This window comes from Chitinophaga sp. OAE865 (assembly GCF_040546735.1).
GTDB classification, from domain to species: Bacteria; Bacteroidota; Bacteroidia; order Chitinophagales; family Chitinophagaceae; genus Chitinophaga; species Chitinophaga polysaccharea_A.
The window spans coordinates 5750990-5771993 of the sequence record NZ_JBEPOF010000001.1 but is presented as its reverse complement, the minus strand read 5'-3'; the positions used below and the strand labels follow the sequence as shown (position 1 = coordinate 5771993).

At 48.7% G+C, this 21004-nt stretch carries 14 protein-coding genes; 10 read left to right on the top strand and 4 right to left on the bottom strand.

The annotated features are described in order from the left end of the window. Positions 1-2 precede the first annotated feature (2 nt). The 4 genes from ABIE50_RS23110 (at position 3) to ABIE50_RS23095 (ending at position 5064) form a co-directional block, all read left to right on the top strand. Positions 3-713, top strand: a complete 711-nt coding sequence (locus ABIE50_RS23110; RefSeq protein WP_209859236.1) for an SGNH/GDSL hydrolase family protein — start codon at positions 3-5, stop codon at positions 711-713. A gap of 74 nt (positions 714-787) precedes the next feature. Beyond that, positions 788-1873, top strand: a complete 1086-nt coding sequence (locus ABIE50_RS23105; RefSeq protein ID WP_209859238.1) for an NADH:flavin oxidoreductase — start codon at positions 788-790, stop codon at positions 1871-1873. A 135-nt stretch (positions 1874-2008) separates the two neighbouring features. Next, on the top strand, positions 2009-2149 hold the full coding sequence (locus tag ABIE50_RS23100) for a hypothetical protein (RefSeq protein WP_209859240.1): 141 nt from the start codon (positions 2009-2011) through the stop codon (positions 2147-2149). A gap of 116 nt (positions 2150-2265) precedes the next feature. Further along, positions 2266-5064, top strand: coding sequence for a M16 family metallopeptidase (locus tag ABIE50_RS23095; protein WP_209859242.1), 2799 nt, complete (start codon positions 2266-2268; stop codon positions 5062-5064). Positions 5065-5106: 42 nt separating this feature from the next. Here the strand turns inward: ABIE50_RS23095 and ABIE50_RS23090 are convergent, their stop codons facing one another. The 3 genes from ABIE50_RS23090 to ABIE50_RS23080 form a co-directional block, all read right to left on the bottom strand. Next, entirely contained in the window at positions 5107-5907 is an 801-nt protein-coding gene (locus ABIE50_RS23090; protein ID WP_209859244.1) for a nuclear transport factor 2 family protein, read from the bottom strand. Between the two features lie 125 nt (positions 5908-6032). Continuing rightward, the gene (locus tag ABIE50_RS23085) at positions 6033-9812 is read right to left on the bottom strand and encodes a glycosyltransferase (protein WP_354028139.1); all 3780 of its coding nucleotides are present in this window, start codon (positions 9810-9812) and stop codon (positions 6033-6035) included. After that, complete coding sequence (locus tag ABIE50_RS23080; RefSeq protein WP_209859245.1) at positions 9809-11113, bottom strand: glycoside hydrolase family 2 TIM barrel-domain containing protein; 1305 nt, start codon at positions 11111-11113, stop codon at positions 9809-9811. The genes ABIE50_RS23085 and ABIE50_RS23080 overlap by 4 nt, the downstream gene beginning before the upstream one ends. A 252-nt stretch (positions 11114-11365) precedes the next feature. Between ABIE50_RS23080 and ABIE50_RS23075 the strand changes: the two genes are divergently transcribed. Next, a complete protein-coding gene (locus tag ABIE50_RS23075) occupies positions 11366-11959 on the top strand; it encodes a hypothetical protein (protein WP_209859246.1) in 594 nt (197 codons plus the stop codon). A 3-nt stretch (positions 11960-11962) separates the two neighbouring features. Here ABIE50_RS23075 and ABIE50_RS23070 read toward each other — a convergent pair whose 3' ends face one another. Next, the gene (locus ABIE50_RS23070) at positions 11963-12565 is read right to left on the bottom strand and encodes a DNA-3-methyladenine glycosylase (RefSeq protein WP_209859247.1); all 603 of its coding nucleotides are present in this window, start codon (positions 12563-12565) and stop codon (positions 11963-11965) included. A 64-nt stretch (positions 12566-12629) separates the two neighbouring features. Between ABIE50_RS23070 and ABIE50_RS23065 the strand changes: the two genes are divergently transcribed. The 5 genes from ABIE50_RS23065 to ABIE50_RS23045 all read left to right on the top strand — a co-directional run bounded on the left by ABIE50_RS23065 (position 12630) and on the right by ABIE50_RS23045 (position 20990). Beyond that, positions 12630-13610, top strand: a complete 981-nt coding sequence (locus ABIE50_RS23065; RefSeq protein ID WP_209859248.1) for a Gfo/Idh/MocA family protein — start codon at positions 12630-12632, stop codon at positions 13608-13610. Between the two features lie 187 nt (positions 13611-13797). Next, positions 13798-14310: an RNA polymerase sigma-70 factor gene (locus ABIE50_RS23060; protein WP_354028291.1), complete on the top strand. Its 513-nt coding sequence runs from the start codon at positions 13798-13800 to the stop codon at positions 14308-14310. Between the two features lie 63 nt (positions 14311-14373). Further along, on the top strand, positions 14374-15525 hold the full coding sequence (locus ABIE50_RS23055) for a FecR family protein (RefSeq protein ID WP_209859250.1): 1152 nt from the start codon (positions 14374-14376) through the stop codon (positions 15523-15525). A 237-nt stretch (positions 15526-15762) separates the two neighbouring features. Next, complete coding sequence (locus ABIE50_RS23050; RefSeq protein WP_209859251.1) at positions 15763-19194, top strand: TonB-dependent receptor; 3432 nt, start codon at positions 15763-15765, stop codon at positions 19192-19194. A 17-nt stretch (positions 19195-19211) separates the two neighbouring features. Then, a complete protein-coding gene (locus ABIE50_RS23045) occupies positions 19212-20990 on the top strand; it encodes a RagB/SusD family nutrient uptake outer membrane protein (RefSeq protein WP_209859253.1) in 1779 nt (592 codons plus the stop codon). The last annotated feature ends 14 nt before the right edge of the window (positions 20991-21004 follow it).

Genomic DNA, 21004 nt, shown 5'->3' with positions numbered 1-21004 from the left:
TTATGAAGATAACATTGTTATTGCCGCTGCTGCTCATATTCAGCACCACCTTTGCTCAACAGCAAATGCCCCCGGCAAAGGAAGATTTTAAAGACGACTGGGCCAATCTCCGTCATTATAAAGAAAAAAATAAGTCGCTGCCCGCACCGGCAAAAGGAGAGCAGCGGGTGGTTTTTCTGGGTAGTTCTATTTTTGAGAGATGGTCTGACGTAGCGCCCTCGTTTTTTGAAAACCCGCGTTATATCAACCGGGGAATCAGCGGGCAGATATCACCGCAATTGCTGATCCGGTTCCGGCAGGATGTGATTGACCTGCACCCGGCAGCAGTGGTGATTCTTGCGGGTAGTAACGATATTGCGGGAAATACCGGTCATGTTACCAGTGAAACCATCATGGATAATATTAAGTCGATGGCCGAACTGGCAAAGCTGCATGGCATACGGCCGGTTCTTTGCGCTTACCTGCCGGTTTTCCGTTATCCCTGGCGGAAAGAACTGACGCCGGCCGAAGATATCATATCGTTGAATAAGATGATCAGCAGTTACGCAAAAGAAAACCACCTGGTATTACTGGATTATTTTACACCGCTGGCCGACAGCCGGAACGGGCAAAAGGAAAACCTGACACTGGACGGTGTGCATCCAAATGCCGAAGGTTATAAGGTGATGGCGCAGCTGACCGAAGCGGCCATCGCAAAAGCATTGCATAAATAACTGCTGTAAAAAGATAAGATATTTTGTCCCCCTGCGGCGATTTCAATCGTCATCAGGACATAAACAACAGCAGTATGAATACCACAAGTTTATTCAGGCCATTCGCCCTGAAATCATTGCTTACAAGAAATCGTTTTGTAATGTCGCCCATGACCCGGTCCTATTCCCCCGGCGGCGTTCCCACCAGCGAGGTGGCTGCTTATTATCAGCGGCGCGCAGCAGGAGAAGTGGGCCTGATCATATCAGAAGGCACGGCGATCGACCGGCCTTCCTCTGCCAATGACGGCAATGTTCCCAGGTTTTACGGAGAAGCATCACTGGCCGGATGGCAGCGGGTGATTAACGCTGTAAAGGCTGCCGGTGGCCAGATGGCGCCACAGTTATGGCATTGCGGTATCCAGGAAAATCATGCATCCGGTTGGTTGCCGCCTGCCCCGTTTGAAGGGCCTTCCGGCATCGGCAACGGCGTAGCCATGACCGATGCAGATATCGCCGATACCATTGCTGCCTTTGGGCGCGCAGCCGCCCATGCAAAACGGCTGGGGTTTAACAGCGTGGAAGTGCAGGGTGGGCATGGCTATCTGGTAGACCAGTTTTTCCGGGAGGATACCAATACCCGGACCGGTTTCTTTGGCGGCAAAACGCTGGCGGAACGGAGCCGGTTTGCTGTGGAAATAACCAGGGAAATACGCAAACAGGCAGGAGATGATTTTGCTGTGATGATGCGGGTATCGCAATGGCAACTTAAAGACCTGCATAGCAAGCTCGTTCATACGCCGGAGGAACTGGCAGCATGGCTAACGCCGCTGGCAGATGCAGGGATAGATATTTTCCATTGCTCTACCCGCCGTTTCTGGGAACCGGAGTTTGAAGGATCGGATCTGAACCTTGCAGGATGGACAAAGAAGCTCACCGGGAAAGCCACGATCACAGTAGGTTCTGTGGGGTTGGACAAAGATATCATCTCCCTGCACAGGGGCGAAAATTCATCACCTGCTTCTTTAGAAGAACTAGTGCGCAGGATGGACAACAATGAGTTTGACCTCGTGGCAGTAGGGCGCTCTGTTTTAGCAGATCCATACTGGGTACAGAAGGTGAAGGAAAACAGGTTGGATGAGCTGCAGGGCTTTAACAGGGAAGCCTTATTCCAGCTTGTATAAGGCGTTAACAATAGATAACAGTTCTCACAATGGTCTGGCATAGTTTTATCATTTATACAGGTGAACAAGAAGATTAAACCGCCTGCAGTCGCTTAAACTTCCGTCTATTCATCACAACATTAAAATTATGCGATCATGAAAACTTTAAAATATCTGATTGTTGCCATTGTACTTATTTCAGGGTTAAGCAGTTGCCTGGTGGTGCGGGACAGGCCAGGGTATTATCATCCCCGCCCGTATCATCATCATCACTGGCATGGTGGATATCATTGGTAAACAGTGCCTGCCACCGGGTTATTCTGACCCGGTGGCTTTTTTTAACAGGGAAAAATGTTGAGCGGTTGCGGAGATATTATATGCAATAGTATCTTTAGTGCTACAACAAAATCAACATGTTAATAAAAAACCAGCCATTATTAATGATTGTCCTTTCATTGGGCATAGGGTTACCTGTGGTCAGTAAAGCACAAACCCTGCCGCTTGATCCTGCGGTAAGGACAGGAAAACTCTCCAACGGGTTCACCTATTACATTCGCCGCAACACACAACCTGAGAAAAGGGTAGTGATGTACCTGGCCACCAAGGCAGGTTCTATCCTGGAAACAGACGAACAGCAGGGGCTCGCACATTTCATGGAACACATGAGCTTTAACGGTACCACGCATTTTCCGAAAAATGAACTGGTGGATTACCTGCAACGGTCGGGTGTACGTTTTGGCGCCGACATCAACGCCTATACGAATTTCGACGAAACCGTTTACCAGTTGCCATTACCCAGCGATAACCCTGAGCTGCTGAAAAATGGTTTGCAGATCATGCGCGACTGGGCACAGGAAGCCACCCTGGATCCCGCTGAAATTGACAAGGAACGTGGTGTGATCATCGAAGAAAAACGTTTACGCAAGGGCGTGTCTGAACGTATCCAGCAGCAAACCTTCCCTGTGCTGTTAAACCATTCCCGCTATGCTTCCCGCCTGCCTATTGGTACGGAAGAAGTGCTGCTTCATTTTAAGCCGGAAACGATCCGATCTTTTTATAAAGACTGGTACCGCCCGGACCTTCAGGCACTGATAGTAGTGGGGGATATTGACCCTGTGCAGATAGAACAGGCTATCCGGTCGAAATTTTCCGACCTGAAAAATCCTGTAACGGAAAAGCCACGTGTTAAATACACAGTGCCGCTTACCGGTAAAAACCAGTTCCTGCAGGTAACCGATAAGGAGATCACCAACACATCTGTAGAGGTGATCATAAAACAACTTTCGCCGGAATTAAAAACGGTGGCTGATTACCGGGCCACTATTGTAAGAGGCTTATTCGGACAGCTGTTAAGCAGCCGCTATACAGAACTGGCCCGCCAGGCCGATCCGCCCTTCCTGAGCGGTGGCGCGGGTTACGGCGATCTGCTCGGCGGATTGGATGCGTTCACTATTACTGCTACTACCAAATCCGGCGGACTGGAAAAAGGATTTAAAGCCGCTTATCGTGAAGTACGCCGCGTACAGCAATACGGCTTTACCCAAACAGAACTGGACCGGGCAAAGAGAAGCTATCTGCGCAGCATGGAATCTGCTCTTAAAGAAAAAGACAAAGTACAGTCAGACGCCTATGTAAAAGAATACCTGCAGTATTTCCTTGACGGTACAGCCGCTCCCGGTATAGTAAAAGAAAACGAACTGGTAAAAAGTCAGCTGGGCGGTATTTCCTTACAGGAGGTAAACAAACAGATATCCATCTACCTGAAAAATACCAACCGCGATATCCTTATCACCGCGCCGGAAAAAGAGAAAGCCGGTTTGCCAAACGAGGCCACTGTGCTGGGTTGGATGAGCAGCGTTGATAAAGAAGCCATCACCCCGTTTAAAGATGACATGGAGAACCTGCCGCTGCTGAAAACACAGCCCGTCGCAGGGAAGATCATTAAAGAAGAAAAAGATGAACAGCTGGGTATCACTACGCTTTCACTGAGTAACGGTATTAAAGTAGTGTTGAAGAAAACCGCTTTCCAGGATAACCAGATCCTGTTTAATGGCTTCTCCGAAGGAGGTACCTCCCTTTACAGCGACGCCGATTATCAGAGCGCTGCAAATGCAGCAGGGCTCATTGCTTCCGGTGGTATAGGTAACTATGGCGCTGTGCAGCTGGGCAAATTCCTTACAGGGAAACAGGTGAGCCTGAATCCTTTCATTACCGACAGAAGCCAGGGTATTGGCGGTGGCGCAGCCCCGCAGGACCTCGGGCTGGCGCTGGAATTACTGTATGGCTGCCTCACTGAGCCGCGTAAAGATTCCGCTTTTTTTGAAGGACAGATAGCTAAGGCAAAAGCCGGTCTTGCCAATAAGGGCGTAGATCCCAACCAGGTATTCGGAGATACCGTGAAAGCAGTGCTGGGCAATTATAACATCCGCCGCACTGCCGTTACCATGGAAAAGCTGGACCAGATCAACCTGGACAGGGCCTTTGATATTTATAAGGAAAGGTTTGCGGATGCTTCCGGTTTTACTTTTGTTTTTGTAGGAAATATTGATGAAGAAAAGATAAAACCCCTGCTTGAAAAATACATTGCTTCCCTGCCATCCAGAAATAGCCATGAACAGGCAAAGGATCTTGGTATCCATATTCCCGCAGGTAAAATTTCCCGTACCGTTTACAAAGGCAGCGAGCAAAAGGCCAGCGTATTGCTGGTATTTTCAGGGCCTTTTGAATACAACTATGAGAATACCCTGAAGATGGCGGCTTTGAAAGAAGTGCTGGAGATCAGGCTGCTGGAGCGTTTGAGGGAAGAGGAAAGCGGTGTTTACACACCGGAAGCAGAGATCAATGTAACTAAATTGCCGGAGCAGCGTTTCACCCTGTCTGTTTCTTTTGGTTGCGCACCAGCCAACGCGGAACGGCTTATTGCTTCTGCTGTTGATGAAATCAACCAGTTGAAAATTGCGGGCCCTGCGCAGGTGAATATCGATAAGTTCAAGGCAGAAACCAAAGTAAGCAGGCAAACAATTTTAAAGACCAACCAGTTCTGGCTGGGATACCTGGGTGCACAGTTTGCCAACAAAGAGCCTTTGAACCAGTTGTATGATTTTGATAAAGCAATGGATAAGGTGACCGTGGAAAGTGTGAAAGCACTGGCGGCAAAAACCATCAGCAACGATAATTATATCAGGCTGGTGTTAATGCCCGAAGCAAAATAACAGGTACGCCACTGATGCCTCCAGGCATCAGTGGCGCATCCACTATGGCTTATCGTTAACCCGTTGTAGTTCCTCCGCTATTTCATCGCGCTCACGCACCAGCATTTTTACCACCTTATTGCCTTCTTTTACAAACTCAAAAGTGAGGTCGCGTTCCTTGGAAAAGAAAAGATCTTCTTTCTCCGCATAAAGCGGGAATTTTTTATCTCCTATTTGCAGCAGGAGAGAGCCGGCATCTGCTTTTACATAGGCGGTTGCAGTTTGAGAGCCCTTATATTCACCGGCGTAGGTTTGCAATACATCAGCCGGTAAGGTAAGGGGCTTTCTTTTATTGATATAGGGTGCAGGACCGTGATCATAGCTCAGTACCCGTGTCATTTTCCAGCTGCCGTTTTTCAGCAGCCAGAGATGGGTAAATTTTGCGAGGCCTTCTGCCCGTTCTTTCTTTCCTTTTTCCTGTACATAGAAAAGGTGCGCGCCACTAAGAACTGCGCCGTATATCACGCCGTTTTTCCTCAGCGGGAATACTTTGATGCTGCTGTCGATGGCTTCCCTTCTCAATATAAAGCTATCCCTGTTGTTGCAAACGCCTTTTTCAAAAGATTGGGCCAAAGCCGGCTTGCCATTGGTGATGCCGCCTTTATCGTGGTAAAATTCGATGTCGTCCGAAAAGTATTCCATCATATTTGTCACATCGCATTTGTTATATGCCTGCCAGAAGAGGCTGTCGTTATGCAGTATCACCGCTGCCAGTTGCCGGTCGTTGTCCTGGGCTACCAATGTGCTGTGAAAGGAAAGGATACCTGTAAATACCAGTATGATGCCAGTAAAGTATTTTTTCATGAGATAAATTATGAATGTAATAGAATGGCGGCTTGTCTGTAGCAAAGGTAGATTATTACATGGTACTATCCAATACATAGTACTATGTTATTTATAATAAACTTTACTAGTGGGGCTTTTTTGTTTTACAGCGGGGTATTAAGCTTTGATTGCACAGTAGCCACATGATCATCTTTTACAGCTTCCAGGTACAGCCGGTAGCGATCTGGATTTTCAGGTATGGTGATATTGATGGAGGCGCCTGTGCCCAGCTTCTTTAAGAAGATACCGTTGCCGTAATGATCGGTTTTTACCAGGTACCATTCAAATTGAAGGGGGCTATTATTATCGGCAATTTTCCATTCGTTATTGTTGTAAACAAGCGCATGATAGGTAAGCCGGTTGTTTGGATAAGTGGTTCTTGCCGGTCGTAGTATATGTATACGTGCGGTATCGGGTGTTTTAAAATTTTTATTCCAGAGATGACCGAGCTGGTAGAAAGATGATTTATATCTTCCCTGGTGATCAATTAAACCATCGAATGTAACGAAGTCGCGTGTTTCGAGGTCCTGCCAGGTGGTGATGAAAGCGGATTGGTGCTGGTTGGGCAGATCTGCGCAGACGTTTACCGGTACCTGGCTGATATACCAGGGTAGGGTAAGGGCAGGCAATTGCGCCAAACCGGTGGTGTCGTTGCCTATCACAATGCCAAAGGCATCTGCCTGTGGCAGCTGCAGGTGAAGCTGTGCAAGGGTGCTGCTGATGTTGCCATTAAGGGCTACGTCTATTGTCAGCGGCCTTGTGCTGTCTATGGCTTTAATAGCTGCTGTCAGGCTGTTTAGCCAGGTAACAAAGCTTTGTTGCCGGTAAAGCAACTCAGGTTTGTAGTATTGTTTATCCAGTTGCTGCCATACCGTGTTACCAATGTTCCATGCTACTATATTCCGGTTTTGTTTCAGGGTGCTTACCTGCTTCAGGATGGTTGCTCTGAGTGAGGAAAGCATGTTTGCCTGTTCCTGCATATCTGTTATCCCGGGAATCCAGAAGCCGTAATGAATATTCATATCCATTTCCTTTGCTACATGGAGTATATTCCGGTCGTATATACCAGGCCCATATCGCCGGATGGTATTTACGCCGAGCGCTTTCATATTGGCAAAATCCTTTGCAATGTCCCGGCGGGTGGGTGCGTGTAAATTCCTGAACCAGTTTTCACCTTTCTGGTAATTCAGGCCCCTGATATTGCCTGGCAATGGTACATTGGCGGGAACCCATTGTGGTACAGGATCTGGTGCAATTGCCCCATAGGAAGATACATTATTGCTGCTGCGGATACGGGCGTATTGGTTGGCAGCTGCGAATACCTTTGCCGGTTCTTCCAATTGCCAGTTGAGCATATTCCCGGCAACAGGGCGCAGGATATTTTTATCCTCACGGCTGTTGAATAACACGAAGGCATGTATTTCACTGAACTGGCCGTTAATGGATTTAAAGGCATCTTCCATCCATTGCTGCTGGTTACCGGCGGCGCGAAGGGAGCCCATTTCTGCCACCATTACCGGCAGGCCGGAACGGAATAACGGCAGCCGGTGGAAGGGCGCATACAGCTCACTGAAAGTATATGATTGCCCGTTCTCATTTTGCGGGCCATAGTTCAGGCCTGTTACCCCGATCCAGTCAACATACGACATGCCCGGGAAGTAATCCATTGCAGCCGTGGCGCGCCAGGGATTCCATACCCATATAACATTGCTAACCCCGTTGCGGCTGAACAGTTGGCAGATATACTGCCATGCGGCCCTGAATTCTTCCGGGGTATTGTTGCCGGTGGGCGACCACGGATAGGCAGGATTATCTGCCTCATGCGCAAAACGGATAAACACCGGGCGGTTCAGCGATCTTATCCTGGCTGCAAACCTGAGCAGGTACTGATCAAAGAAGCCGGCGCTGATATGCGCAAAAACTTTCTGCCCATTACCAAGCTCTTTATTCATGGCCGTGTTATCAAACAGGTTGGTCCAGGGCTCCCAGGTGATCATAGGGAGGGAGCCATTGTTATAAATGGCAGTTACAAGGGAATCGGGCACATTACATTGCGGTGCATCTCCCCAGGGGATATACAATGATATGATGTTGAAGCGGGCATTGGACTGTTGCTGGTAATCCTTTACCTGTGTAAGGGAGCTGAGGCCGTTTGTACCAGCCGGGCTGAATATCCCGGTATAGAAGGTGGTTTGCTGATGTGTGGGCGCAGGCTTCTCCGCTGCAGGTTCCCGGTTGCTGGTGGTGATATAACCGGTCAGCAAAACAACTGCCAGTAGCAGCGGTAGCCCTAGTTTGCGGAAGGCGGCATATAAATGAAGATGCCGGAAAAGCCAGAGTTTCTCTTTTAACAGTAACGGGTATACGAGAATGGCTTTTAGCCAGTGGTATTTTTCAGATAAACGGCGCAGGCGCAGACTGGCCATAATATTGAAAGCCATGATCAGGCAATTGACCCCTGCTATCCCTGCCATTACAAGGGAATACGGGTTCCAGTCGTACCACAACCCATAAACAATAGCTGCCAACGATGCCAGCAGCACAAAGATGTTGGGAATATTCAGCTGCCAGTGATCAGGCCCGCTGTCATCCTTAGGCGTGGGGATATACGGTACTTTTTTCCGGATCAGGGTATAAACAAGTCCGAGGATATAAATCCACCAGGTGCCTATCAGCAGTAGCCCGCCTACTACATGAAATCCTCTTTCTTTCTCTTCCATTACCCAGCGCTGCACAAAATGACGGATCAGGATAATGGCGGTAACGGCCGGTAACCCCAGCAGGGCAAAATCGATAAAGTCGACCCGGAAAGGTATCCGGCCTGTGATCAGCGACAGGACCGGAATAAGGAAGTTGATAAAGAAAACAATACCCGATAAATAATGCAGGGGAATAGTACCATAGTGCAACCGTTGCCTCCAGGTAAAAGACCGGAACAGTTTAGGGTAGGAGGTAACCAGCAGTTCCAGGGTACCGCGCGCCCATTTGAGCTGTTGCGCGTAATAGGCCGACATGGTAGAAGGAACCAGGCCCCTGGTTAGCACCGTGGGCACATACACCGATTTCCAGCCTTTGGCGTGCAGCTGCATAGCAGTGTGCATGTCTTCCGCAAGACCCGCGGCATGCCCGCCTATACTGTCCAGCGCAGTTCTTCTGAAGGTGCAGTTGGCGCCTATGGCCAATACAGTGCCGTAACTATTCATAGTGGCCATAATAGGGCCATAGAACTGGAACGTTTGCTGGGCCGCTCCTTTAGCCACCAGGTTATCGCCCAGGTTGCTGTATGCCTGAACAATCTGCACAAACCCCACTTCGGGATCATTGAAGTGTGATACAATCGGATCGAGAAAATCCGGTGAAGGCACATGGTCCGGGTCCATTACCACGCAAAGCTCCCCGGTAGCCTGTTTCAGGGCGTTATTGATATTCCCTGCTTTGGCATTTTCCCTTGTATTCCTTGTTACATGTTTTACCCCCAGCTGCTTACATACCTCTGCCAGGTAGGGATCATTCGCTTCATCGCAGAGGTAGGTGGTATGCGGATACGTGATCGCCTGCATAGCGGTGAGGGTTTCCACGATCATGGCATAGGGCTCACCGGGGCAGAAAGTGGTAAGGATATCAACGGTAAATGGATGTTGTTTGGGAGGAGTTGCCGGTACTGAAATGGAAAAATAATGATACCATTCGTGGAGAATGGTGAGACAGTTAAAAATAAAGCCACCCATCAGCACCCAGTAAAAAGGTGCATACCCTATCTGTGCTTTGTTCAGCAAGCAATACAGCATATAGCCCATGCTGCAGGCTCCCAGCAGGATCATGAGCCTTAGCGTGAACCGTTCACGGCGTGAGGGTGGCAGAATGGGTGATGGTTTCTCTATCATTGACTGACTACGTAAAATGGTGTATTGGCGGTAGCGAAATGTCCTTTGTTATCTGAAACAGTTGCAAAGATCCTGTAAGGTCCTTCTTTCCCCGGAGAGCGGAACGTAATTTTGTTGCCTGTTGCTTTCAGCAGCAGGTTGTTATAAGCCACAGGTTTTTGTGTATTGGGCTCATCCCTGTTTTTGGTGTGCCAGTCTTCCGCCAGCAATTCCCATGTAATTTGCAGGGAACCGGCGGAAGTACCGGCCAGTAATACCTCGGCAGTTTGCAGGCTGTTGGGATTTAACAGGATGTTGTTACTACCGGTTTTCCCGTTCAGCAGCAGCATATTTAAGGCGGGAGCCCTGTTGGCCGGCCATTTACCCGTCCATAGATATTGCATAACATTCACCGTTTCGGAGGCCTGGCCATCCTTGGTAAACAAACTGAACCAGGTATGTGTTACTTCCTGTTTATTGCCCCAGTAAAAAACACAGGCTCCAAGGAACCGCGGATCGTTTACCGGCATATACTGTTCATACATCTGAAGATACCGCTGTGCTTTACGCGTGCTGGTATTTTCAACGGGAGAGCCCCATGTGGTTAACTCCCATTCCCAGGGCCCGTTGATGCCCCATTCGGAGATAAGGAAGGGCCCGTCCCAGAACCAGGAAAACTTCTCCAGGTTGCGCTGCAAATGTTGCAGGTCACCAAAAATATTCATCGAGATCAGGTCAAGGCCGGTTACCTTAAACCGGATATTGTAAAGGCAACGTTTGTTGAAATTGATCAATGCAGTGGTCACGGGATGATCGGGATCTTCTGTGTGGATCATTTCCAGCAAATGATTATAGGCTTTGTAAAAGCTGTTGTATCGGGGCTTATAGGGAAAGTCGATTTCATTGCCCAGGCACCACATCAGCAATGCCGGATGCGATTTATACCGGGTTACCACATTCCTGAAGGCGGTATATTGTGCCGCTACTTTGGCCGTATCGTTGTAAAAAGGAGAAAAGCTGCTAACCGGCATGGGAAAGCCTGCTATTACTGCAATATGATTGGCGTAGGCATCATCCAGGAGCTGGCCAAGACCTAAGGTATCCCAGGTGCGTATGGTATTGCCGCCGGCGGCGTGCAGTGCTGCGAAATTTTCCGTACCTGCGGCTCCCTTTATCCGGAAGGGCTGGCCATCCCGGTACAGCACATACTGTTTCCCTTCTTTGCCAACATACACCTTGCCCTTACGCAATGGCGCCGGGGATGATATGCAACCGGTAAGAACGGCACACAGCGCGGCATAAAAACTGATCTTCTTAAACATTCACCAGGTATATAATATCACAACAGCTGGCCCAATATAGGATAAAATCATTTATGATAAAGAGAAACTTGGGGGAAGCATAGTGCCTGGTTTGCCTGTTTTTCTATAATTTTAATTACCCGGTATCATACCCGGCTGATCATCTTCCAATAAAAGAAATCAAAAATATAAACGTATGAAAACTGCAGATTTTCCCTGCACCTGAATAATAATTGCTTATTTTCCATGAAACCATAATAAAAGAAACTAAAGATGATATTGCGTAAAATATTTACCGGGGCGACGCTCTGCAGCATGTTGTTCTTCGCTGCCAATGTATCCGGGCAATCAGAAAAGCCAGGCGTTACAGATATAACCTTCCACCTGCTTACCTGGGTAAAACACCTGGACAGCGGTATCGACAAATATTTCAAAAAAGAAAAAGCAGAGCAGCTGAACCAGCAGCTGGAATACCTGAAGCAGGGGTTGAATGATTATAAGAAAGCAAGAAAAACACTATCGGATAGTTTGTTCCGTAACAATATAGCTCCCGGTAAAAAAGATGAGCGCAACCTGGAAGCACTGAAAGAGAAGATGAGCATTGTGATGGAGAAGCTGCGTGGGGTAACAGACCTGGTGAACCCCGAATTACAGGCGGAAGGCGATAAGCTGAACGAAGAAATCTATAATGCTTTATACAGTGATCAGCCCAAATACCTGTCTTACCTGGAAGCCTTCCTGGGCGGCCTGCAGGTCACCAAAAAAGACCTGGCGCTTGATGGCAGCACGGCTTACACACGGCTGGAAGAATCTGTAAATATCATTTCAACACTGGAAGGTAAGATCAACAGGAAGATGGGGCAATGATCCTCACAATCCTTTGCCTTTGCTTACCCAGTCATTATTTTTAATGCTGAAACGGTAGGGAAGATAAGCGTCTTCCCCGGCGTATTGCACGCCTACACGGGTTGAAACCGTGATGTCATCCTCTTCAATGTCCTGTCCTGTTTCAATCCATACTTTTTTCCCGGTAAGGCTTTCCCCGTTCAATGCGGCGTCTATGCCCATTGCCTTGCAAAGACTCCCCGGGCCTGCGGTAAGTTTGGCGGAAGGCTTGTTGTTATAACGGCGCTGCATCATGTCAATACCATCTACCGGCTGTAATGCCCTGATCAAAACGGCATGGGGCGTATCTTCCACATTGGTAACTACATTAAAAAGATAATGAATGCCATAGCAAAGGTATACATAGGCAAATCCACCGGGCCGGTACATTACCTCGGTGCGTTTGGTACGCCGGTTGTTCCAGGCGTGTGAAGCCCTGTCGCCAATGCCGGCATAGGCCTCCGTTTCCACGATCATCCCGGCCGTGCGGACCCCGTTGATATCCGTTACCAGTATTTTGCCCAGTAATTGTTTCGCAATAACAGTTACATCATGCCGTCGGTAAAATGCTGCTTTTAGTTTCGCCATGCTGAAAATAAATATCCCTCGTTTTGATAAATGAAATTATGTTATTTGCATTATAATCACCATTATGAAAGAAATAAAATGGGGAATCATAGGTTGTGGAGATGTGACAGAAGTCAAAAGCGGCCCGGCTTTTAACAAAGTGCCGTATTCCTCCCTGGTAGCAGTGATGCGCAGGGATGGCGCAAAGGCAAAGGATTACGCATTGCGGCATGGCGTGCCCAAATGGTACGACAGTGCGGAGCAACTCATTAACGACCCGGAGGTGAATGCCATCTATATTGCCACACCACCGCTGCAGCATGAAGCATACACTATACAGGCGTTGGCGGCAGGCAAACCGGTATACGTGGAAAAGCCCATGACCCTGAATACGGCATCCGCCCTGCGGATGAAAGCAGCTGCAGATCAGTACCGGGTGAAGTTAAGCGTAGCGCATTACCGCCGTGAACAACCGGTATTCCTGAAAATTAAATCACTCCTGGAAGAAAAGGCCGTCGACGATATCCGTTTTGTATCCCTGCAAATGCTGCAGCCACCGGCTTCTGATATCATTGCCGGCCCGGCTGTTAACTGGAGGGTGGACCCGGCCGTTTCCGGTGGCGGATTGTTTCACGACCTGGCCCCGCATCAACTGGACCTGATGGTGTATTTTTTCGGGAAAGCAAAGCATGCCGCCGGGATAGCCGTTAACCAGGCCGGCGCCCACGGGGCGGACGACCTGGTAACAGGGCATATCCTGTTTGAGAATGGGGTGGTATTTAATGGCATGTGGTGTTTTACGGTGTCTGAAGCAGGTAAACAGGACTGTTGCGAAATAACCGGGTCTGCCGGCAGCATCAGTTTTCCCGTGTTTGGCAGTAAAATAACGCTGCGGAAAAACGGGCGCACCGAAGAATTTGTTTTTGAACCGCTGCAACATGTACAGCAACCCATGATAGAAAAGGTAACCAATTATTTCCTCGGACAAGGCTCCAATCCTTGTTCTGCGGAACAGGCCATTTTATCAATGGAGCTGATGGACCGGTTCACGGCGACGATAATTTAATTATATTCTTATATCCGCAATTCCCGCCAGGGAATGCGGATATAAAAGATATCTCCCGGAAACAGGTTGTTCTTTTTATTTTTTTAGTTTAGTTTGGCAGCTCCATACATTTTGTTCAGGAGCATTTTTCAGTGATCAGTTTATGTCAGCCATCCATCTATATCCAGACAGTGAACTGCTTGATTTGATGAAATCAGGTGATGGTGCTGCGTTTGACGAAATCTATCAACGGTATTGGAATATCCTTTTTAAATCTGCCTGGTATCTTTTGCAGGACAAAGCCGCCTGTATGGATGTAGTGCAGGATGTATTTGTATGGCTGTGGGAACACCGCGATCATGTGGTGCTTACCACGTTGCGGGGTTACCTCGTAATGGCCGTGCGTTACAAGGCGGCCAACTATTTACGGAACAATAAGGTACGCGCTGCCTTTGCTGCAGAAAGCAGCGCCACCGGAACAGATGGCGCCAGCGAAGAATGGGTGCTCGAGCTCAAAGAGCTGAAAGCAATTATTGCAGGCTTTACAGATGCTCTTCCATCCCGGTGCAGGGAAGTGTTTTACCTGAGCCGGCATGAGCATCTCTCTAACCGCGAAATAGCCTCCCGGTTGGGCATCTCCGAAAAAACAGTAGAAAACCAGATCACTACCGCACTAAAAAAGCTACGGGTAAGACTAGGCAGTATGTCGCTGCTGATGTAACCGGGAACGCCTCCAAAAATTTTTTTTCCATCACATAGGGGATGTGTTTTATTGAAGTGCCATATGGGTATAAGCACCGGTATGGACCAGGAAAAACTACGTCAGATATCAGCGAAAATAAGTGATGGTACTGCATCCGAGGAGGAAATTGCATGGTATCACCGCTATTGCGTGGCTGCTGAACAGGCAGCAATGGCATCAGGAACAAACATCCCGGATGATGAAGATACCCGTGCGGAAATGTACCGGCAGATCCGGCGCCGTATTGACAGGAAAAAAACAGGGCTCTCCGTAAAATACCGGTATGCGGCTGCAGCAGCCCTCACCGGGATATTGGCCGCCACTGTGTTCTTATACCGGCCGGCCACCCATAAAGATCAGCCGGCAGCCGTTGCAGCTGTTTCACAAAATATACCCGCAGGTGGTAATAAGGCCGTGCTCACGCTGGCCAATGGGAAAGAAATAATGCTCAGCGATGCAGGCGCCGGCGATATTGTGAAACAGGCCGGTCTCCGTATTTATAAAACGGCCACCGGGGAAATCGTATATGAGGCCACCGCTACAGGGAATGCATCAGATACAGGTATCAACCGCATTGCTACTCCCAGGGGAGGGCAATACAGCGTTGTGCTCCAGGACGGCAGTAAAGTATGGCTGAATGCTGCCTCCACACTCAGCTATCCTGTTAATTTCTCCGCCGGGGAACGCAGGGTGACCCTACAGGGGGAAGCCTATTTTGAAGTCGCCAAAAATGCAGACAGGGCTTTTAAGGTAATCACCGCTACCCAAACGGTGGAAGTATTGGGCACACATTTTAATGTAGACGCCTACAGCGATAATGCATTGGTACGTACCACACTTCTTGAAGGAAGTGTAAAGGTAGTTACCGCGCCGGGTACACAATTAATGCTGAAGCCCGGAGAGCAGGCCCGCCTCAACAACCAAACAGGCGCGCTGCAGAAAAGTAATGTCAGTGAAGAGGATGTGATTGCCTGGAAGAATGGCTATTTCATTTTTAACGATACCTGGCTTTCAGATGTATTATTGCAGCTATCGCGCTGGTACGATGTGCAGGTAGACCTGTCCACCGTTCCCCGGATCCGCTACAGCGGCACCATTCCACGCCGGAAAACTTTACAGGAAGTATTGGCTATGCTTGAATTTACAGGCAACCGGCATTTTGAAATAGTGAACAGAACAATCATAGTAAAATAATAAAACCAAAATCAGGAGGATTTATCAGTAATTATCACCACCAAAAAGAAACCGGTTATGCGTCCAACATAACCGGTGGTAAATCAGGTAAAATCAGTTACCAAACGAGTATTTAGAAACTATTCATTCACCTAATTAAGCAAATGTATGTATTTCAGAAATTCATACAAGGGAATGTTTTGCCCTGTGCCTGGCAGTATTCCCTTTATTCCACGTCTAACCAAATTACTGATCGTCATGAAACTGACTTTCTTTTTATTCATCACCGCCTTACAGGTGTCGGCCACGGCATACTCGCAGCAGGTGTCCCTGAAGCTGGACCATGGCTCGCTGAAAGCGGTGTTTTCAGAAATCAGGAGGCAAACGGGATACCATGTGTTATTCAGTACCGAGCTGCTGGAAAAAGCTTCGCCGGTAACCATGAACGTAAAAGATGCATCTATTGAAGAAGTGCTGGCAGCAGCGCTTTACGGGCAACCTTTATCCTACAGGATTGAAGACCGGCAGATCCTGATCGGCAATAAACAGATGCGAGCCCCCGGTGAGCAGTCGCCGGCAAAGGTACCCGTTAAAGGAACAGTGACCGACGATAAGGGGCACCCGGTTCCCGGCGCCAGTATCCTTGAAAAAGGTACTTCCAACGGTACCATCACCAATGAACAGGGAGAATTTTTACTGAATGTGCAAAGCAGCGATGCGGTCCTCATTATACGGTCTATTGGTTATGTGCACCAGGAAGTAAAAGCAGCCGGCGCCCTGAAAATTGTGCTGCAGGAAGACCTTTCCGCGATGAGTGAAGTAGTGGTGGTAGGATACGGCGCACAGAAGAAAGCCAATCTCACCGGCGCGGTAAGTACCGTGAAAATGGATGAAGTGCTGGGCGACAGGCCCGTGAGCTCCGCCTCACAGGCGCTGCAGGGCGCCGTTCCTGGCCTGCAGGTAACATTCGGCACCGGTCAGCCAGGCTCCTCTACAACCCTTAATATCCGCGGGTTCACTTCCATCAATGGTGGATCTCCGCTGGTGCTGGTCGACAATGTGCCGATGGATATTGATGATGTAAATCCAAAAGACATCGATAATGTAACCGTGCTGAAAGATGCGGCTGCGGCTTCTATTTACGGCGCCAGGGCCGCTTTTGGCGTGATCCTCATTACTACGAAGAAAGGGAAAAAGAACCAGCCCATAAAATTCAACTATTCCGCCAACTTCACCTCCAATACCCCTACCACCTTGCCTAAAAAGGCAACGCCCATGGAACTGGTGAGCGCATTGAAAGACTTTGGCACCAATTCCTACTGGACAGGCCAGAACGTAAATACCTGGCTGGATCTGCTGAACGATTACCAGCAGAGCCCCGGCAAATATCCTGATGGCAGTGCGACCGTTAACGGGTTGAAGTATCCCCTCGCACAAACAGATCTTTATGGGGATCTTTTTACACGCGGCTTTGAACAGATGCATAATTTTTCCTTCGGGGGCGGCTCCGAGAAAACAACCTTCCGCGTTTCCGGCGGGTATACCGGGGAAGATGGCATACTCATTACCAACAAGGATAAATACACCCGCTATAACCTTAATACATTTGTTAGCTCCGATCTCACCAAAAACCTTAACGCCAGTGTAAATATTTTTTACAAAAACGGGAAGCGTACCACGCCCGCTAATTTCGACGGTCTCTTTTATAATGCCATCACTTACAGTTCCTATATGCCTACCGGTTACGGTACGGCGCCCAACGGGGACATATTGCCCTATAATACGCCCAACAACGTAGTGAAGGTAGAACCGGTGAATACCACCACCGGAGATGATCTTCGCCTGTTTGGAAAACTGGAATACAACCCGCTTAATGGTTTGAAGGTGACCGCAGAATATACCTTTAATAAAAGCAACAGCGACGACCGCAACATCCAGGATAAAAATGAGTACATCAACGCCGCTACATACGACCGGCAGTTTCTCAACAACAATACCCGCTATACCCGCGCCAATGAACAAACCACTTACCAGGCGCTGAACGTGTATGCCAACTATACCAAAGCATTTGATAAACATCACCTGAACTTCCTGCTGGGCACCAACCAGGAAAGCAGCAAACAGGAAAAATTTTCTGTTAACCGCCTCGATATCCTGAGCCCACAGGTACCGTCGTTATCTACCAGCACCGGTACTATTGCGGGAGATGACGGCTTTGGAGAGTACGCTATTTCCGGGTACTTTGGCAGGATCAACTACGATTATAAAAATAAATATATGCTGGAAGTGAACGGCCGCTTTGATGGCTCCAGCCGTTTTGCCCCGGGCCAGCGCTTTGGTTTCTTTCCTTCTGTTTCCGCCGGATGGAATGTAAGTGAAGAATCTTTCATGAAATCATTGTCCAATACTGTTTCTCTTTTTAAACTCAGGGGATCTTTCGGGGAGATAGGCAACCAGGTAGTGTTTATGAAAAATAAAGACGGCCTAAGCGTGCCTAACTACTATCCGTATGTACCAGGCATGGAACCTTACAACGCTGCCTGGACAGACCCCGCCACCAATATCAGGTACGTATCCCTTACCACCCCTGCACTGGTGAGTGCCGGTTTTACCTGGGAAACAGTACGCACGCTTAATTTCGGTACGGATATCAGTTTGCTGAAAGGCCGGCTCAATACCACGTTCGACTGGTTCCGGCGAAGCACGCTTAATATGCTGGCTCCCGGCGCGGAATTGCCCGCTATTCTTGGCGCAGCAGCGCCGCTGCAGAATGTGGCAGATCTCCAGTCAAAAGGATGGGAACTGGAAATGTCGTGGAAAGACAGGATAAAAGATGTGAGCTATTCCATTGGCTTCAACCTGTCTGACAGCCGCGCTTATATCACCCGGTATAACAATCCTGCAGGATTGCTTAACATCAACGGTTCCGGGCAGCTGGACAATTACTACGTAGGTCAGGAAATAGGGGAGATATGGGGTTATGTTACCAAAGGATATTTTACGGCAGATGATTTTGAAAAAGGCTCTCTTGATGCCAATCTGCAAAAAGGCACCTTACTTCCAGGCGTAGCAGGGTTTAAGGGCGTACAGCAGAACCCCGGCGATATCCGTTATGAAGATCTGAACGGCGATAATGTCATCTTCACAGGAAATAATACCTTATCTGATCCCGGCGACCGTAAAGTGATCGGTAATGCAAGACGCAGGTTCCAGTTTGGCGTATTTGGCAATGCTTCCTATAAGAACTTTGACCTTTCTTTTTTCCTGCAGGGAGTAGGTAAAAGAGATATGTGGATCAGCAACCAGCTCTACTGGCCTTACCTGAACCAGTTTGGCACGCTGTATAAGCATAACCTCGATTACTGGACGCCTTTCAATCCCAATGGCTTTTACCCGAGAAGCTATCCCGACGCCGCCGGCAGCACCGGTACCAGCAGGAATGTGCAAACCAAATATATGTCGGACGGCGCTTACCTCCGTGTAAAGAACATCACCCTGGGATATGCCGTACCAAAGCAATGGCTGAAGCGCATCTTCATCAACAATATCCGCTTATTCGTTTCCGGTGAAAATCTTTTCACCTTCGATCATCTGCCCGATGGCATGGATGCAGAAGCGGATATCATAAGCGATGGCGGTATTTATCCGTTCATGAAGAAATACAGTTTTGGTGTTAACGTAAACTTCTAACCGGGAAAAAAATGATTATGAAACGTTTTACATATATCTTCCTTGTAACCGCAGCAGCACTGCTGGCGCAGGGTTGCAGCAGCAAACTGGATCTGCAGCCAAAGGATCAGCTCACAGAAAAAACAACCTTTACAAAATACGATAACATCAAAGCATACGCCTGGCAGTTCTATGAAGTGTTCCCGGGCTATTCACCAGAATATGTAAACAAGGAGTATGATGCAGACCTGTTCCTGAACGCTAATCCAAACGGTGAATCCAACTGGATCTGGCAAAGGATAGTGATCCCTTCCAGCTCCAATGATTATACCGATCCTTACAACAGGATCAGGGCGGTGAACATTATGCTCGACAACCTCGGCACGTCTTCTATCTCCGACGCCGATAAAGACCACTGGCGCAGTGTGGGTTATTTCTTCCGCGCCTACAGTTATGCCAACCTGGTGAATAAGTATGGTGATGTAACCTGGGTGGAAACCGCGCTTACCGATGCCGATGCAGATATCCTTTACGGTCCCAGGACGCCCCGGGCAGAGGTGACACAGAAAATACTGGAGCAGCTGCAATGGGCGGAAGCACATATCAAACCTGCAGGCGACGGGCCCAACACTGTGAATGTAAACGTAGTGCGGGCCCTCATAGCGCGGTTCGGGCTTATTGAAGGCACCTGGCGTAAGTACCATCAGCTGGGCGACCCTGCGCCATACCTACGTGCCAGCGCAGATGCAGGGGCCAGGCTGATTGCCGCTTTCCCCGTGCTGCATCCTAATTACGATGAGGAATTCAACAGCGAATCGCTGGCAAATATTCCCGGCATATTGCTGTATAAGCAGTACGACCAGACACAGGTAGTGCATACCCTCGCTTCACTGGGAAGGAACTCCTCCGGCAGGTGGGACCTCACAAAAAAAGCAGCCGATATGTACCTGATGACCGATGGGCAAACCCGGTGGACAAGCCCCCTGTTTGCTGGCGACAAATCGCCCTTTACCGAATTCAGGAACCGCGATAAGCGTTTATACTATACCGTGCCGCCGCCGTTTAAAGTAAAAGTGAATCATCCCAGCCAGGACTGGCAGCCCAGCGATGACCCGGCAGATATGGAGTACTTCCCTGTAATGGACGCGATCTCCGGGCCAAAGAATAAAACATTGCCCACTATGAACTGGCAGGGATTAATAGTGCGCCAGGAACCGCATTATGTGGATTATAACAACGGGCAGCCCTTTAACGTTACATATACCGGTTACCGTTTTTATAAGTTCAGTAATAAAATACAGCGCATCCAGAATCAGGATGTGAATGATGCGCCTGTTTTCCGTATGGGAGAAGTAATGGTGAACTATGCAGAAGCCAAATATGAACTGGGAGAGTTCAGCCAGGCCATTGCAGACCAGACCATCAATAAGCTCCGTGCACGGGGCGGGGTGGCGCCCCTGCAGGTAGCCGCCATTCCCAATGATCCTACCCGCGACCCGGGCGTAACGCCGCTGCTATGGGAAATCCGCCGGGAACGGGCTGTTGAGCTGATGGGCGAATCGTTCAGGTTTGATGATCTGCGCCGCTGGAAAAAGATGGAGTATGTAACAGCGCGCAAGCTGGGCCGGTGGCTCAAAAAAGGAACTGATGTGCCGGCCAACAGCATCATTCCCATTCTCGACGGCGCAACCGAAGGGTATATCGCCTACGAAAAAATTCCGCCCTCACCATTTCCGGATTATTACTATTATTACCCGGTTCCTTCTAACCAGATCGTATTGAATCCGAAACTGACACAAAACCCGCAATGGAAATAAGTAACAAAAAATAA

Coding starts and splice junctions, on each gene's coding strand:
- ABIE50_RS23105 (WP_209859238.1), top strand. CDS start 788: ATGAATACCACAAGTTTATTCAGGCCATTCGCCCTGAAATCATTGCTT.
- ABIE50_RS23065 (WP_209859248.1), top strand. CDS start 12,630: ATGAAAGAAATAAAATGGGGAATCATAGGTTGTGGAGATGTGACAGAA.
- ABIE50_RS23090 (WP_209859244.1), bottom strand. CDS start 5,907: ATGAAAAAATACTTTACTGGCATCATACTGGTATTTACAGGTATCCTT.
- ABIE50_RS23045 (WP_209859253.1), top strand. CDS start 19,212: ATGAAACGTTTTACATATATCTTCCTTGTAACCGCAGCAGCACTGCTG.
- ABIE50_RS23060 (WP_354028291.1), top strand. CDS start 13,798: ATGAAATCAGGTGATGGTGCTGCGTTTGACGAAATCTATCAACGGTAT.
- ABIE50_RS23110 (WP_209859236.1), top strand. CDS start 3: ATGAAGATAACATTGTTATTGCCGCTGCTGCTCATATTCAGCACCACC.
- ABIE50_RS23095 (WP_209859242.1), top strand. CDS start 2,266: ATGTTAATAAAAAACCAGCCATTATTAATGATTGTCCTTTCATTGGGC.
- ABIE50_RS23080 (WP_209859245.1), bottom strand. CDS start 11,113: ATGTTTAAGAAGATCAGTTTTTATGCCGCGCTGTGTGCCGTTCTTACC.
- ABIE50_RS23085 (WP_354028139.1), bottom strand. CDS start 9,812: ATGATAGAGAAACCATCACCCATTCTGCCACCCTCACGCCGTGAACGG.
- ABIE50_RS23055 (WP_209859250.1), top strand. CDS start 14,374: ATGGGTATAAGCACCGGTATGGACCAGGAAAAACTACGTCAGATATCA.
- ABIE50_RS23070 (WP_209859247.1), bottom strand. CDS start 12,565: ATGGCGAAACTAAAAGCAGCATTTTACCGACGGCATGATGTAACTGTT.
- ABIE50_RS23050 (WP_209859251.1), top strand. CDS start 15,763: ATGAAACTGACTTTCTTTTTATTCATCACCGCCTTACAGGTGTCGGCC.
- ABIE50_RS23100 (WP_209859240.1), top strand. CDS start 2,009: ATGAAAACTTTAAAATATCTGATTGTTGCCATTGTACTTATTTCAGGG.
- ABIE50_RS23075 (WP_209859246.1), top strand. CDS start 11,366: ATGATATTGCGTAAAATATTTACCGGGGCGACGCTCTGCAGCATGTTG.